The 14,541-nt window shown below is 61.5% G+C and carries 17 protein-coding genes; 5 read left to right on the top strand and 12 right to left on the bottom strand.

Features of this window, described 5'->3' with window-relative positions; translation table 11 throughout:
- Positions 1 to 8 precede the first annotated feature (8 nt).
- From N2603_RS43145 to N2603_RS43125, 5 genes are all read right to left on the bottom strand, one after another.
- The gene (locus tag N2603_RS43145) at positions 9 to 383 is read right to left on the bottom strand and encodes a helix-turn-helix domain-containing protein (RefSeq protein WP_074274398.1); all 375 of its coding nucleotides are present in this window, start codon (positions 381 to 383) and stop codon (positions 9 to 11) included.
- A complete protein-coding gene (locus N2603_RS43140; RefSeq protein ID WP_260386983.1) occupies positions 383 to 694 on the bottom strand; it encodes a type II toxin-antitoxin system HigB family toxin in 312 nt (103 codons plus the stop codon). The genes N2603_RS43145 and N2603_RS43140 overlap by 1 nt, the downstream gene beginning before the upstream one ends.
- A gap of 321 nt (positions 695 to 1,015) precedes the next feature.
- Positions 1,016 to 1,744 (bottom strand): SOS response-associated peptidase, encoded by a 729-nt coding sequence (locus N2603_RS43135; RefSeq protein ID WP_260386982.1) that lies wholly within the window; start codon positions 1,742 to 1,744, stop codon positions 1,016 to 1,018.
- A 2-nt stretch (positions 1,745 to 1,746) separates the two neighbouring features.
- The gene (locus N2603_RS43130) at positions 1,747 to 2,196 is read right to left on the bottom strand and encodes a hypothetical protein (RefSeq protein WP_260386981.1); all 450 of its coding nucleotides are present in this window, start codon (positions 2,194 to 2,196) and stop codon (positions 1,747 to 1,749) included.
- 30 nt (positions 2,197 to 2,226) lie between these two features.
- Positions 2,227 to 2,595 carry a hypothetical protein gene (locus N2603_RS43125; protein WP_260386980.1) on the bottom strand — a complete coding sequence of 123 codons (369 nt, stop codon included), beginning with the start codon at positions 2,593 to 2,595 and terminating at the stop codon, positions 2,227 to 2,229.
- A 168-nt stretch (positions 2,596 to 2,763) separates the two neighbouring features.
- Here N2603_RS43125 and ku point away from each other — a divergent pair, with 168 nt between their 5' ends.
- The 3 genes from ku to N2603_RS43110 all read left to right on the top strand — a co-directional run bounded on the left by ku (position 2,764) and on the right by N2603_RS43110 (position 5,245).
- Positions 2,764 to 3,690 (top strand): non-homologous end joining protein Ku, encoded by a 927-nt coding sequence (gene ku, locus N2603_RS43120; RefSeq protein ID WP_260386979.1) that lies wholly within the window; start codon positions 2,764 to 2,766, stop codon positions 3,688 to 3,690.
- Between the two features lie 79 nt (positions 3,691 to 3,769).
- Positions 3,770 to 4,237, top strand: coding sequence for a metallophosphoesterase family protein (locus N2603_RS43115; RefSeq protein WP_260386978.1), 468 nt, complete (start codon positions 3,770 to 3,772; stop codon positions 4,235 to 4,237).
- 237 nt (positions 4,238 to 4,474) lie between these two features.
- Complete coding sequence (locus tag N2603_RS43110) at positions 4,475 to 5,245, top strand: helix-turn-helix domain-containing protein (protein WP_260386977.1); 771 nt, start codon at positions 4,475 to 4,477, stop codon at positions 5,243 to 5,245.
- 493 nt (positions 5,246 to 5,738) lie between these two features.
- Here N2603_RS43110 and N2603_RS43105 read toward each other — a convergent pair whose 3' ends face one another.
- The 4 genes from N2603_RS43105 to N2603_RS43090 form a co-directional block, all read right to left on the bottom strand.
- The gene (locus tag N2603_RS43105) at positions 5,739 to 6,713 is read right to left on the bottom strand and encodes an HlyD family secretion protein (protein ID WP_260386976.1); all 975 of its coding nucleotides are present in this window, start codon (positions 6,711 to 6,713) and stop codon (positions 5,739 to 5,741) included.
- Entirely contained in the window at positions 6,700 to 9,030 is a 2,331-nt protein-coding gene (locus tag N2603_RS43100) for an ABC transporter permease (RefSeq protein WP_260386975.1), read from the bottom strand. The genes N2603_RS43105 and N2603_RS43100 overlap by 14 nt, the downstream gene beginning before the upstream one ends.
- Positions 9,027 to 9,914, bottom strand: coding sequence for an HlyD family secretion protein (locus N2603_RS43095; protein WP_260386974.1), 888 nt, complete (start codon positions 9,912 to 9,914; stop codon positions 9,027 to 9,029). Before N2603_RS43095 ends, N2603_RS43100 begins: the two co-directional genes overlap by 4 nt.
- 263 nt (positions 9,915 to 10,177) lie before the next feature.
- Positions 10,178 to 10,558: a tautomerase family protein gene (locus tag N2603_RS43090; RefSeq protein ID WP_260386973.1), complete on the bottom strand. Its 381-nt coding sequence runs from the start codon at positions 10,556 to 10,558 to the stop codon at positions 10,178 to 10,180.
- Between the two features lie 257 nt (positions 10,559 to 10,815).
- Here N2603_RS43090 and N2603_RS43085 point away from each other — a divergent pair, with 257 nt between their 5' ends.
- On the top strand, positions 10,816 to 11,424 hold the full coding sequence (locus N2603_RS43085; RefSeq protein WP_260386972.1) for a hypothetical protein: 609 nt from the start codon (positions 10,816 to 10,818) through the stop codon (positions 11,422 to 11,424).
- A 951-nt stretch (positions 11,425 to 12,375) separates the two neighbouring features.
- On the opposite strand, the gene N2603_RS43075 is transcribed toward N2603_RS43085, so the two are convergent.
- A complete protein-coding gene (locus N2603_RS43075) occupies positions 12,376 to 12,753 on the bottom strand; it encodes a hypothetical protein (RefSeq protein WP_260386971.1) in 378 nt (125 codons plus the stop codon).
- Positions 12,754 to 12,811: 58 nt separating this feature from the next.
- Here N2603_RS43075 and N2603_RS43070 point away from each other — a divergent pair, with 58 nt between their 5' ends.
- Positions 12,812 to 13,000 carry a hypothetical protein gene (locus N2603_RS43070; RefSeq protein ID WP_260386970.1) on the top strand — a complete coding sequence of 63 codons (189 nt, stop codon included), beginning with the start codon at positions 12,812 to 12,814 and terminating at the stop codon, positions 12,998 to 13,000.
- 232 nt (positions 13,001 to 13,232) lie between these two features.
- On the opposite strand, the gene N2603_RS43065 is transcribed toward N2603_RS43070, so the two are convergent.
- Together N2603_RS43065 and N2603_RS43060 are read right to left on the bottom strand one after the other, a co-directional pair.
- The gene (locus tag N2603_RS43065; protein ID WP_260386969.1) at positions 13,233 to 13,592 is read right to left on the bottom strand and encodes a hypothetical protein; all 360 of its coding nucleotides are present in this window, start codon (positions 13,590 to 13,592) and stop codon (positions 13,233 to 13,235) included.
- A 580-nt stretch (positions 13,593 to 14,172) separates the two neighbouring features.
- Entirely contained in the window at positions 14,173 to 14,541 is a 369-nt protein-coding gene (locus tag N2603_RS43060) for a response regulator transcription factor (RefSeq protein WP_260386968.1), read from the bottom strand.

The following is a 14,541-nucleotide window of genomic DNA, read 5'->3' as shown; positions in this document are numbered from 1 at the left end:
CGATTGACCTAAGCCGCAACACTTCCACTCGCGGAAATCAGCAAATCCGCCGGAATATGGAAACGTTCGCGCAGACGCTTCACCATCGTCATGCTCAATTCGCGCTTGCCGGACATGACCTCACTGACGCGACTCGCAGTGCCCAGAAGCGGCACAAGATCAGCGCGCGTCAAACCATGTTGCTCCACCAGATAGGTCAGCAAATCGGGCAACGGCGGCGCTTTGCGCGGCCAGCGCGCGCGTTCATACGCCTCGATAAGGCGAGCCTGCGCCACCATGCGCGCTCGATCGGCAGCCTCGTTAGATTGCATCAGCTTGCCGACAAGCGCCTTGGCCGCCTCATGATCGGCCTGGTTCTGGATAATTATCAATGTTGCCTTCATCACACCGTCTCCGCGTCCACCTTGTCATAGTCTTCATGACTGCCGAAAAAGCGGATCATCAACACACCATCACGATATTGAACCATGGCGATCAGGCGGTAGTCATTGGCCTTGATGTTGAACACCACACGTCCGCCTTTCAGGATGCTCGCCTTGGGATGCGATCGCTTCACCTGTTGCGGCGTCCGCCAGTCCGAAGCCTCGGCAATCGCCAGCCATGCCCTGTATTGAGCGCGCGCCGCATCGATGCCCCGATGACCAGAGCGCTCGGCAAAATAGCGCTCAACAATGTTCGTGCCGATCACCAGCATGAAAGGATACTACCGTCGATTTCCCAAAAATGGAAGAGGGTATTTCCATTTTTGGGAAAATCATGTCGCCCGCCGATAGCAAGATCGTCTTGCACTCGGGCTAATTCACGATTCGTTCGGTTCTCACTATTCGATCACCGTTTTCCCGCGCGAAGTTCGCAGGTAGCGAAGACTCTCGCGCGTACGCGAATCTCACGACACCGTCCCGTTCAATTGAGGACGCCCGGCGTCACATTCGCGCCATGGCGGTTCGTCAGGAATCATTCGTCAGGAATCAAATGTCTATAACCCGCGGTGAAAAAAGCCGTTCGGACTGAGACATTAAGCGCTGCCTCCACTGTCTTCCTTCTCACCGGTCGCCACGATTTTGAGGGCACCGTCTGGCATCGGACGCTGCAACGCCTTCGCGTCGTCCCAGGAGGCGCGCATCCAAACGTCGTACTCTTCGGCCGTGGTGAGGATCACTGGCATCGCTTTTGGATGCACGCGTTCCACTTCGATGTTCGGCTTACAGGTCAGGAAGCCGAATATATCGGCTGTGACCTCGCCTTCCTTCGCCTTGCGCACCGAAGTCCAGTTCGTCCAGATGCCTCCGAACGCGAGCAGCGGACGGCTCTCATCCGTAGCAAACCACACCGGCACCTTCTTGCCGTCGATGGTGTCGTATTCGCTGAAGCTGGTGAACGGCACCAGACAGCGATTGTCTGGGCCGAGCCACCGCTTCCAATGCTTGCTGCTGGTGTTGCGGATGTTGGTCGTGCCGCTGTCCGGCTCCATCCGCAGCAGCTCTTTGAAGTCCACCGTCTTGCCCGTGGCTTCTAGTTTCTCTGCGCGTTTCCTCGTCGCATCCATGAGCGCCTGCGCCGACGAAGGCATGCCCCAACGTGCCATCACGAGCTCGCGTCCCTCGGCCCCGTTGCGAACGATCGGCGCTCGGTAGTCCGGGAAGATGCCCGGCATCGACGGCAGGTTTCCGACGCGGCTGTTCAGCGCCCCGAACAAGCGGCGGATCGCATCTACATTTTTGGTCATCGAATAGAGATTGCACACAGTCAGGTCTCCGGAACGGCTAGGCGGGAGCGCGATGCGAGTTGCAGAAGGGTAGCTGAAGGCCGGCGACCTGCTTTGCTACATTTGCTGCAGCGGAGGCGGCTCGCCAAGTCATGGACGAATGTGGTCGGTGGATGGCGCAGCGCCGCTAGGTCGACGTCTCGCCGGGTTTTGCACCGCGAGCACTCGATCTCAAGCCAGGCGTAACCGCCGTTGATGGCCTGATCGACGGTCGGCGATGGGTCGATCGGTCCTCCGTCGGCCCACATCTTCTCATTCCACGATTCGCAAAGCAGCTTGTCGGCCTGTCGGATGAGGGTCTCGCCCTTGGCGCGGGCTTCGGCAGACTGGCCAGCGAGAATCGTCGTCATCGTGCGCGCTCTGCCCAATTCCTTGGTGAGCGCCTTGCGGTCGCCGCCGCTGAGCGGCGTCGGGTGATGCTTCGGTGCCATGGCAGCATCCAGTTCCGGCCGCGCCGGCGACTACTCGAACGTAGGCCAGCAGCCGTCTTCCTCGTGGCGCCCGGTCCGCTGCGTGCAGGTGTGGTCCAAGAGTCGCCGCCCGACATCCTTCCAGAGCGCCTCCCGACCATAGAGGCGGACGGCATCGACCTTCTGAATCTCGACGATCCTGGCGCAGCGCCGGCATCCCACCCTCAGAATATGTTGAGGAATTTGGCTCAGCCGCAGGGCCCCTCCGGAGGGTCCCGACCTGCTCTCTGCGCGAGGGTCGTCCAGAAGCGCCTGCCAGTATTCCGGCGGCAGATCAGCTTCCGGAGCCAATCCGGGCTCCCGAGGCACGTTTCTGCCGACGAAAGCGGCCATCTTATCCATCTCCTTCGGGTTCGGCATGCGCCAGCTCACGGGTCGGTCCGTCATGCCTTAATAGAACATAACAGGAACAAAAGAGTCGATAGCCGGCGTGAAAAATATCCTCTTGGGGGCCCGTCCATGCTGTCGGAACCATGCCCTGTCGTTCGTCTTGAATCCGAGCCGTCCCGAACTGGAGTTCTGCGTAACATGGCCCCGAGAGCCAACTGGAAAGGCTTCTTGCGTCTGTCGCTCGTCACCTGCCCGGTGGCTCTCTACCCGGCGACATCGGAATCCGAAAAGATCTCGTTCAATCAGCTCAATCGAGCGACCGGTCACCGGATCAAGTACGTGAAGGTCGACGCCGATACCGGTGACGAGGTCGCGAACGAGGACATCGTCAAAGGCTACGAACTCGACAAAGGACAGTACATCGAGGTCACCAAGGAGGAGCTCGAGGAGCTGGCGCTGGAGTCGACGCGGACCATCGAGATCGACGAGTTCGTCGACAAGGCAGACATCGACCCGCGCTATCTGATCCGTCCGTACTACCTGCGACCCGACGGCAAGGTCGGTCACGACGCCTTCGCGGTGATCAGGGAGACCATCCGGGAGATGGACAAGGTGGCGATCGGCCGCGTGGTTCTCACCAACCGCGAGCACATTATTGCGCTCGAGCCAATGGACAAAGGCCTGGTCGGCACGCTGCTGCGCTATCCGTATGAAGTTCGCAGCGAGCAGGAGTATTTCGACGAGATCCAGGACGTCAAAGTCACCAAGGACATGCTCGACCTCGCAAGGCACATCGTCAACCAGAAGACGGGCACGTTCGACCCCGACAAATTCGAGGATCACTACGAGACCGCGCTGGTCGACCTGATCAACCAGAAGCGCGCAGGCAAGACCATCCGCCCGAAGGAGCGGCCCAAAGGCGAAAACGTGGTCGATCTGATGGAGGCGCTACGTCAGAGCGTCGGTCGGGAGGGAGCACCGGCGAAGGCGGCAAAGCCCGCTAAGAAGCGGCGCAACGCGACGGTGGCCCAGAAGGAGATGTTGATGTCGATCCAAGGCAAGAAGCCGGCGAAAGAAGCGGCGGCGAAAAGGCCCGCGGCGGGCCAGCGCCGGAAGTCGGCTTAGACCTTGATGTCCGGGGCTCCGGCGGTGCATCAGGAAGCCGCGCCCAACGCGCGATGGGGTGCTTCGACCGGACGCATCGATGACCTTCACGATCGGCATCATCTCGGATACGCACGGCCTGCTTAGGCCGGAGGCTGTTCGCTTGCTGGCTCAAGTCGACCACATTATTCACGGCGGCGACATCGGCGATCCCGACATCATCACAGCGCTGCGGAGACTTGCCCCCGTAACGGCGATCAGGGGGAACATAGATACTGGCGAGTGGGCCACCGAATTTGCCGAAACCGAGTTCGTACGGCTTGCCGGACGGCCGTTCTACGTTCTGCACGACCTCAACGCGATGCGGATCGATCCCGTAGCTGAAGGCATCGATGTCATCGTTTCTGGCCACTCTCACATTGCGAAAATCAACACCGTAGACGCTGTGCTCTACGTGAATCCCGGCAGTGCCGGACGTCGCCGCTTCAAGCTGCCAATCACGCTTGCGCGCCTCGAAATCACGCCCGCCGGTCTGAAACCGATCATCCACGATCTTGAAGTTGGATAAAGCCACGCCGCTCGCACGTTCAGACAGGCGAAACTTTCGGTGCCGTTCCGGCGACCTGGGCGTCGAGCCAACCGTGGACCGATAGACGCGGTTCGGGCTTCATGCGCCTCGCATGCAACCAAATTTCCGTGTCGACTTCGCTCTCGTGGAACCGAGCCTCAATGTGACAGGATGCCCTCATTGTTTTGACATATTGTCACATTACTGATGACGAAGTGGCAAATTGGATTTCCTGTGATGACACACATTCAGCTAGCTGAAATCCTGACCTTCCTTGGTCTCGATCTGGCCGAGGCGGCGCAACTGATGGGGGTTTCGACGCGAACGCTTCGGCGATGGTTGGAGGGTGAGGAAATCCCTGGTCCCGCCCAAGCCGCCCTTCGTGCATGGCACCAACTCCACTCGCGGCATTTAGCCTGGAAGCCGGACGCGATTTCCATCTTCGAGAACGATCAAGCCCAACTTGAGCGGGCGCGACTGCATGCGCGGGAGGTGAGCGGGCTTATCAAAGCAGTCGAGGCTCGTGGTGGGCCAAAAAATCCTTGGTCAGTCAATATCGCGAAGGGCGCCGCAACGTTCGGGCCCTTTGAGATCGGCTTTTATCATCTGCAAAACGGAGGCTTCTCACTCAGCGGCTACCGCCGCAAAGACAGCTCGCCGGATCTCGTACGCGACAAGCCTTATCTGGAAGACGCCGCTTACAGCATCGGCATGGCTTTCTCAAAGGCCGCTGAAAGCCAGGCCGCTTTGCGGAACGTTGCGGAGTACGTCCGAAAGCATTCGACCGCGTTTGTCGTCGATGGTCCGCAGCGTCTTTCGGCCACGGAGTCCAAGCGCCGCCAGCGGGATATCGAACTAGTCGCCAGCAAAATCGACGATCTGGCAGATCTGTCTGGCAAGGGCAATGCGAACCATCTCCAGTTCGAGGAACTCCTGAACCAACTTCACGACCTCGGGTTCTTTCCAACGATCGAGCTGGTATCGGCCGTTGCGAAGTCCATGGTCTAACCAATTGCGGGGAATCGAGTGATGGTTAGAGATCTCGGCACTAGGGGAGAAAACGCATTCCTCAGTTGGTGTGAGCCCGAAGGCTTTCACGCGCAGAAATCACAAGTCGACCGCCTCGGGTGGGATTTCTTGCTTGAGAAAGAGCCTGTGCGGGGGAAAGACCGACCTCCCGACTCGCAAAACGACCTCCCGAAATTTCTGATCCAAATTAAAGCGACCGAGAAGAGTTCTGAGCCTCCCAGGATCAAGCTTTCTGCGCTCAAACTGTGCATCAGCGTGGGGTCCCGACGCCGATCGGCATGATAAGCCACTGACATCATTGATCCGGGCGGGGTCATTTCAGCGCGCCGATTCACATCCCAGGGGCATGCAGCCAGACGTCGTACTCTTCGGTCGTCGTCAGGGTCACCTTCATTGCCTTCGGATGGATGCAGCCTACCAGGCATTCGATACCGGCCGTTGTGATCGCCGCGGCGCTTCTTCGCTGCTTGACCTATTTAGTTCGGATCCAAACGGACGTGCCCGGCTCAAGGCCTGCCGGCTCTGTCTCCGGGTCGAGGCGCAGGCGAAGCGTGTTGCGGTCATGATCGCCAATGACCCGCTCGGCCTGCCAGGTGGCAAAGACTCCGAGCGGCCGCAGTTCGTTAACGACGGATCTCATCACGCCGTCGGCACCGTTCCGCATCACACTCACCGTTTCTCCTATCGTGAGGCGCTTGAGATGATCTTCGCGCACATTGAAGGAGAGCCACTGCTTGCCCGCCGCCTCGACCATCAGGATCGGCTGGCCGGCGCGAACGTTCTCGCCCACCTCGGCGGCGATGACGCTGACCGTGCCGTCTGCGGGAGAGCGCAGCACCATCTTGTTGAGCCGGCGCTCGAGCACGGTGACGGCGGCGGCCGCGGCCTGCACCTGCGCATCGGCAATGGCGCGCTCCTCCCGGGTCGGACCCGCCACCGCCGCATCGTAATTGGCCTGGGCCTCCGCGACGTCGGCACGTGCTGTCGCTACGTCGTTTTCGGCCTGGTCGAGCGACTGCTGCGATTCGAAGCTTTGCCGTGCGAGCGTGCTGGTCCGCGTGAGCTGCGCCTGCACATAGTCGAGGCGGGCGCCTGCCTTGGCGATGGCGGCCTTCAGGGAATCGACCTGTTCGCGGCGGATGCCGGCATAGACGTTGTTACGGCTTGCGACGGCGGACGCGAACGCGGCACGCGCCTGGTCCGCCTGCGCCGTCAACTCAACTGCCGAGAGCCGCGCAACGACGTCGCCTCCCTTCACATGGGCGCCTTTCTCGACCGCGATCGAGGCGAGCTGGCCGTTGACCTCCGGCTCCACCCTGACCTCGGTCGCCCGCACGACGCCGACGATGGCCGCGGGCAGTTCGGAGTGACGCGTGGCATAGATCAGTGCGGCCGCGACGAGCGCGAGCGGAATTGCGAGGAAGGCGGCAGCTCTAACGTTGGGCATGTCCCTGTCCTCTCTTGACGGCAAATGCCGAGATCACCGCGAGCGCGAAATAGCCGAGCGCCAGGCACCACAATGCGAGCCAGTCATGCGCAACCTCCCAGATGCCAGCCCCTAGCTGGTTGATGCGCACGAGGCCGTCGATCGCGGAGTCGGCCGGGAACAACCGGCCAAACGCAAGGGCGACGTCCGGGATCGCTTCGCGTGGCCACGCAAAGCCGGCCATGAAGAACTGCGGCAGGCTGGTCGCCAGCAGCAGAATGGTTGCGTTCTCCGGCCGCGTGAACCAGGCTCCGACGGCCTGACCCATGAAACTCGTCGCCAGTAGGAAGACGCTCGCGAACGCGAGGATTTGCGGAAGGTGGCCGAGCGTCGAAAAACCGTAGATGCGGGGCAGCACGATGACGTAGAGCGCGAGCGCAGGAAGATAGACGGTCAGATGCGCGATGCCGCGGCCGAGCACGCCGGCAAAGGCTGAGCCTCCCGCCGCCAGCGCAGTGCCAGTCAACATCGCCGCGCCGATCAGCAAGGTCTGCTGCAGGATCAGGATGAACGCCGCCGGAACGACGTAGCTCGCATAGCCGCCTACAGGGTTGAAGATCGGCTGCAGCAGCACATCGGCCGGGCTCGAGCTCGCGAGCTTCGCCTTGACGAGGCTTCCATCGGAGCGCGCGCCGCGCGAAACGAGCTCGGACGCCAAGGTTCCGATGGCGGTGGCGACGCCGCTGGCGCTCGATCTGAAGATGAACAGATAGGTTGCATCGGCGTAGACTGGGACGTGGGCGGTGATGCCCTTGAGCACATCGCGCTCGGTGTTGGGCGGAATCTCGACGGCGGCAAAAGCCTGCCCGCGATCGATTGCGTTGCGCGCTTCGGCAAGCGTTCGGGCGCGAACCGTCACGCTCAAGGCGCCGCTCGCATCCAGTGTCTCGACGATTTGCCGGCTGAGATCACTGAGATCGTTGTCGACGACCGCGATGGGAAGCTTACGAAGGATCTGGTTCAGATAGGGTTGTGGATAGTAGATGCCGTAGACCAGGGGAGCGAGAAACAGCAGGCTGAAGGCGCTCCGCGTTCGCAGCACGCGGCGCCACTCTGCCTTGAAGGCACCGCCGATGCCCGCTGGCGCTTCTTCTGTTTCGGTCGGCTCGGTAGTTCGCGCCGTTGCAAACCAGCCCTTACGGGTGACGTTGGCCATGCGCAGCCATGCGAGGCCGGCAAAGAGCAGAGCGAGACCGGCAAGTGCGGCGAAGGGAATGGCGGAATCGGCGATCGGCAATCCCCGTGCGGCCTGTCCGAGCAGGACAGCCATGTACCAGCGCAGCGGCAGGATCGAACTCCAGGTCTGCGCAAAGGCATTCATGCCGATGGTGGGAAAGCCGACGCCTGCGTAACCGAATGCAGGAGAGGCGATCAGACCTGCAAGTCCCAATCCGGTCGCGAGATCACCGACCAGAAGCTGGAGCAGGGCGCCAAGCGACAGATAGGCAATGATCAGCAGCGAGGCCGCGGCGCTCATCAACGGCAGGTCGCCCTTGAAGGGGATTTCAAGCACACCCTCGAGGAATAGCGGCTCGGCCAGCACGATCAGAAAGAAGATGCAGAACAGCGGTGCGAGCTTACCGGCGAGCGCGACGAGCGGATCTCCGCCGGCGCTCTCGAGCCAGGCTCGCACGTCGCGGCGGCGGAATTCGGAGCCGACCGAATACCCGGCGGCAAGCGTGATCACGACATGAATGATGGTCGGCAGCAGGGCGCGCAGCAGAAACTGCGCATAGTTCTTTTGCGGATTGACCAGCGCCATGGTCTCCGCCTTGAGCGTTCCCAAGGACGCCGGTGCAGGCGCAGCGCGGCTGGCGGGAGCGGCCACTGCCGCCGCGGCGGAGAGCGAATCGCTCAGGCCCGAAGACGCGATGCCGGACGGGGTCAGGAACTGCTGGTTGTAGAAACCGAAGACCTGCGGGCGGCGCGCGGCCTGCAGGTCGCGCTCGAAATTCGGTGGGATATAGACGGCCGAAATCGATCTGCCGGAGCGTATGTCCTGCACGGCCGTGGAGAGTGTGCCGGAGCGGTCGACGATCTTCAGGCTCGGAGACGCCGCGACATATTCCGCGAGGGCACGCGAGGCGTCCGACTTGTCCTCGTCGACGACTGTCACCCCGAGCCCGCGAATGACTGGGTGACTGAAGACGGTCGTGAGAACCACGAACGCAAAGAGAGGCACGCCGAAGATCAGGAGCAGCGCGACGCGATCGTGAAACAGCCAGCGGCACTCGCGGCGCGCGACCAGCAGGAATCCGGGCTTTGGCGCCGATGTCATTGCCGCGACCGCCAGTCAAGATAGGCGCTCATTCCAGGCCTGAGCTCGGGTACCGGCTGGACCGGGTAGGCGCGGATCGAAAACGTCCGCAAATCGAAATCGCCGGACGCACGCGTGGCGCGCCAGCTTGCATATTCGCCCTTGGTTGCGATGAGCTTGACCTCGACCGTGACGCGTCGATCGTTGAGGGCAGGTACCCGGACGTCGAAGTGGTCACCGACCTTGAGGCCTTTGACGAGATCCTCGCGAAGGTCGAAATGAATCCAGACGTCGGCGAGATCGATTAATGTCACGAGCGGCACGCCCGGGGATACATACTCACCAGGCTCGATATTGCGCTGGTAGACCTGGGAAGCGACCGGAGCGTAGACAACAAGTTGATCGATGACGGACTGGACGCTTTGGATATCGGCGTTGGCCTTCTCGACATTGGCCTTCGCGATCGCCCGTTCTTCTTTCGTGTAGCCGTTGACCGCCTGCTCGTAGGCCGACTTCGCTTGGTCGACTGCGCGCTCGCTTTCATGCAGCGCATCGGTCACTTGGTCGAGGCGGGCTTGCGGCGCATTGCCTTGCTCGGTCAGGGTATGCGTGCGGTCGAAGGTCTTCTGAGCCAGCACCAGCGCTGCCTGCGCGCGCTCCATTTCCGCCTTACGCGCGATGATGGTCTCGACGCGCGTTCCGACCAGGACGTTGGCGAGTTGGGCATCCGCAACAGCCTTTGCCGCTCGCATCTGCTCGTGTTTGGCCACTGTCTCGGGATTGTCGATCCGCACCAGGACCGCGCTCGCAGGAACGTTCTGGCCGCGTTGGACGGGTATCTCCTTGACCCTGCCATCGACACGGGCCGCGATGTCCAGTCGCGTTGCATCGGCTTCGCCCTGCACCAGCAGCGGTTCCGGTCGCAAGAGATAGAAGGCCGAAAGCGCCACGACGCCGATTGCGACGAGGCCGACGATGATCGACGGCACCCCTGTCGGACTGCGCACGGCCTCCGCCTTTGCCTCGCTTGGCGTGCTCTGCTCTTTGTCATCTACGGACGGCATGTCCATGCCAAACGTCCTTCCGCTACAGCAGTGGCTGTTTCTCTGTCGTTGCCGTCAGGCCGCAAGCCTCGGGATCTTGCCGGCTTGCAAGGCGCGATGAATCGTCACCGCACCTGTTCGTGTCCGACTTCCGGCATGACGGCGCCATTCTCCATCGCCTGGCTCGGTGCAACCTTCCTGGAGACCGAGAGATTGATGTCGGAGATTCCGGTGTTGTCCTGGAGCATCTTCCAAGGGGCCTGGACGAGCCTGGTCTTCAGCTCAGGCGCGCGGCCGGTGCGGATGGTCCCGATGATCGAGGCGATCGGCGAAGGGTTTTCCGCGACGTAGGCGTGACCTCGCGGATAGGTCAAAAAGATCGAGTGGACCAAATTCGCCGGAACCTGATTGGTGGTCGTATGGATGCGAACCAGCTCGGCAGCTATGAACTCCCGCTGCTCGGCGGACAGCAAGCCATCCGGTGTCGTAACCGTGTAGAGCGGCATGCGCTATTTCCTCGTGGTCCCGGCACGCATCGATCGCGCGACGGGAGAACCCTCATCTCTCGGGGATCAAACACCAGGGAGATTCCCTCAGCTTGGACGTCCTTGTCGCGGCTAGGCTAATATTGCGATCGAGTCTTAGGCGATTAGCTTCGCCTGGCCGTCCAGTACCCCGAGCAGCGCGCAGATCCGGAATAGCCGCTCCAGAGCCCCTGACCGGCTTCGCCGGAAAGCCGACCGATGCCGGAGGCGTATTTGTCATGAACGGTGACCGATGCGCGGACCGCACCAGATCGCGCGACATTGCCCCTGAACTTGACGAGGTTCGGATGCGTCACGATCCCATCGGAAATGTTGACCGAGAAGCTGCAGCTCTGATCGCAGGTACCGTTCTGTGTCACGAAGACGAGATCTCAGGCGCCGTCGAAGTTCGAGCGAGCCTGGGCACCGGAATTCATGACCACGAGACAACCAACAACTGCCATCCAGCGCACGAGCTTCATCATAAGGCCTCCAAATTGATGGCGCTTGGTCCAATTCGCCAATCGGCCCGCAGACTATTGGAAGCGTGCGACGGCGGGATTGTCGAAGTCTGCTGCAATGATGGGGGATTCCGCTCGGCTTCATCGAGAGCCGAGGATCAACTCAGTGACATCTGCGCCGCGCTGGAATGGAGCGTCGGGCCCCGCGGCGATCGCGAGATAGCCCGACGACTGGCGAACGTCGCTGCCATTCTTGGTCAGTCGCCTGAGCGAGCTGCCACGGCGTCAGATCCAGGTACTGAGGAAATACTCGACTGGCCCAGAGCCGGCGAGCGGCTCGTGTCGCCGCAATTGGCTACAAATCCGCGCAAACCTCTCCAAGCCTGATCTCCTGGCGACGTGCATGCTCGGGCCGAAAATGGTCGTGGAAGGTGACGCCATGAGCGGCGATCGGGATGGTGCTTACACGACCCGTGCCGCCCTGCACGGCCGCGGTGGCGAGGTGTGGAGATGGTGAGGGAGAACTTGCTCTGATCAGCGCATTCTCGCCCGACAGGCGACCGGTCACAGGGCATTGCGCCGGCCGCATTCGAAGTGTCAATTTCGTCAAACAGGTGCTTCCCGACATGAACGACCGATTCAAACGAGGCCAGCGTTGGCTGGCGTCCCTCAGGCGAGGACGCCTGCGTCTGGCCTTGTTGAGCGTTGTGGCCGCTCCTCTTCCCTCCCTTGCGCAGGGGACGCCGGAGGAGCGACGGGCGTGTACACCCGATGTGTTCCGTCTTTGCAGTGCCTTCATCCCTGACGCCGATGACATAACGTTATGTCTCAGGCAGAGACAGCGGGAGCTCAGCGACGCATGTCGCCAGGTAATCGGGGCAGGGATGAGCTCATCCGACGGCGGAACGGTCGAAGGGCGGCGGCGCAGTCCAAGATAGGACGGGCGGCGCGTGCCGGACCGTGTCGAAGGATCGCTATTCGGCGCTCGTGACGCGGCAAGAACGTCCTCTGCACCGCAATACGGTTCAAGATGCGACCGGACAGCCGCGATATCGGGGGCCGGCCGGGAGCGCTTGGGTCCGAAGCGAACGCAGTGCTTGCGGTCATAGCTGACGACTTAGCGCGTAGGCTACATTGAAGGGCGAGAGCCGCCGCGCCTCGGCCAAAGCTTCGCCCACCCGCAACCGCCCTTCATTGATGCGACCTGTGCAGACGAGTGCTCGGTAGTAGTACAGTCGAACGGAGACGTACGGGTCTTCTGGCGAAGGTACGAAGGCGCGAAGCGCCGGATCCCACAAGGAAATGGCGTCTTCGCAATGGGTGCATGCGTCAGCGAATCTACCGGAAGCGGAACAAAAGACCCCGCTCGCATGGAAACCGCAATGCTTCCATTTTCGGATCATTGCGGAGCTGGCCCTGATGGCGCAGCCCTTCGGCGAGCGATTCCGCTTGGTCGAGTTCGGCTCGCACGTAACGGTAGACAAATTGGCCCCAGAGGACCGGTCCAAGTTGTGCTGGTCGGTTTAATTCCTCACAAAGTTGGCGGGCGCGGGCATAGGCCTCGCCAGGCTCGTCTGCGGAATATCCCTTGATCGTTGCGAGCGCGTGCCCGAGCTCGATCCGCAGGTCAAGCTCGCGCTCCTGGCGCGCCGGGCCGTCGGGCAGGCCTGGCAACAGGTCGAGGCCCTTGCGGAGCTGCGCCACCGCCTCGGTCATCGCCCATCGGGCGATGGCTTGCCTTCCAGCCTTCAGCCAATAGTCGACGGCCCTCTCGATGAACTCGGAACTCCGCTTCGGCATAATGGCGCGCCAGGACCTCAGGCTGTGCCTCCCCGATCTCCGGGAATTGCCTTTCCATGGTCGCAGCGATGCGGCCGTGGAGCTGCTGGCGGCGGCTTCTCAGCAGAGTGTCGTACGCAGCATCCTGAACGAGCGCATGCTTGAAGGTGTACTCCACATCTAGTGTCGTGCCTCGAGGAAAGATCAGCTCCGCGGCGACCAGTTTGGCGAGTGCATCGTCGAGCTGCCGCGGCGGCATTTCCGCAACAGCGCAGCCGCACGACGGCCATGCCCCTAGGGTCGTGGAACATGAGGTCGCCGATGCCGGCACGGTCCGACAGCGGGCCCTACGACCATCTGCTCCGATTGCGACGACATCAGGCGCGCGTTCTTCGACCACGATCGCTTGGAGAGCTTTAGTTGCGTTGAGCGGTCCAGTACCCTGAACAGCGCGAACTTCCCGAATAGCCGCTCCATGTCCCGCGGCCGGTATGGCTCGAAAGCCGACCTGAGCCGGATGCATGCTTTTCGTGGACCGTCACCGAAGCGCGAGCGGCGCCCGACCGTGCCACGTAGCCTCTGAACTTCACCAGATTTGGATGGGTGATGATTCCGTCGGTGATGTTGACGGAGAAGTCATAGGTTGGGTCGCACGAACCTCTCTGCGTCACGAAGAGGAGGTCCCAGGAGCCGTCGTAGGCAGAAACAGCCTGCGCCGCGGAGGTCAGGGCAACAAGGGAGAATGCGGCGGTCATGCAGAGCAAGGAATGTTTCATCGTCATATCTCCGAAGTCTGGTCGGCTTTGTCGGGGATATATGGGATTGAAACGCTGGAGGCTTGTTCAAAACTGCTTCAATCGTTGGCGATCGATCATACCTCGATCTGATCGCGACCACATCTTGGGACGATAGCTTCGCGACACCCCTCACCTCATCCTGAAACCGGACTGGTGGCTCGGGCCCAACAAAGAGAGGGACAAGCATGGCACTATCATTCAGATCGATCGTCGTATCCACTCTGGTACGCGCAGTTGCTTACGCCACGATCGCAACGCCGGCTTCGGCGCACACCTACAAATACTTCCGTAGGGACGTTACGTCATTCATGGAGCCCTGCAGCTTTGACACTCTGGCCCAGAGTCACGCTATGTCCTCGCGGTGGCGATTGCTATCGTGATCCGCTCTTGAGCGATGCGATCGGCTCCTGTGTTCACACGCCGAATCGCGCCCTTACGCGGCTGTGCCGAGCAAGAGTAACCGAGCCTCCGCTGCCACCAGGATAGCGTATTGCCGCACCCGCGACCCTTGCCCGGTGGCGGGCGCTGTGTTTTCTGATTCGAGCGCGCAGCGCGTATGTCAAAGGCGCCCTAGAACTCGTTGCAGGCAGTTCGCCAACGTCTCCGCCTCAAGCGGTTTGCGAAGAAAGCAACACGCTCCGCTGGACATCGCTTTTTCCTCGATGCCAGGTTCGGCGCGGGCGGTGATCATGATCACCGGCAGCGAGCCGTGGAGCGCGCTGAGCTCGCGCTTCAGTTCAAAGCCGTTCATTCCGGGCATCTGAATATCGGTAATGGCGCAGGCATATGCTTCGAGATTGCTCGATGCGAGAAAATCCTCGGCCGACGCAAAGTCGCGCACGTCGTAGCCCAGCGAGCGAACGAGGCCAACCAATGCCTCGCGCATGGAGGCGTCGTCGTCGATGATCGAAATCAGCTGATCGGCCAT

It is taken from the genome of Bradyrhizobium huanghuaihaiense (assembly GCF_025200885.1).
GTDB classification, from domain to species: Bacteria; Pseudomonadota; Alphaproteobacteria; order Rhizobiales; family Xanthobacteraceae; genus Bradyrhizobium; species Bradyrhizobium huanghuaihaiense.
The sequence above is the reverse complement of the archived record's forward strand: the minus strand, read 5'-3'. Positions and strand labels throughout refer to the sequence as shown.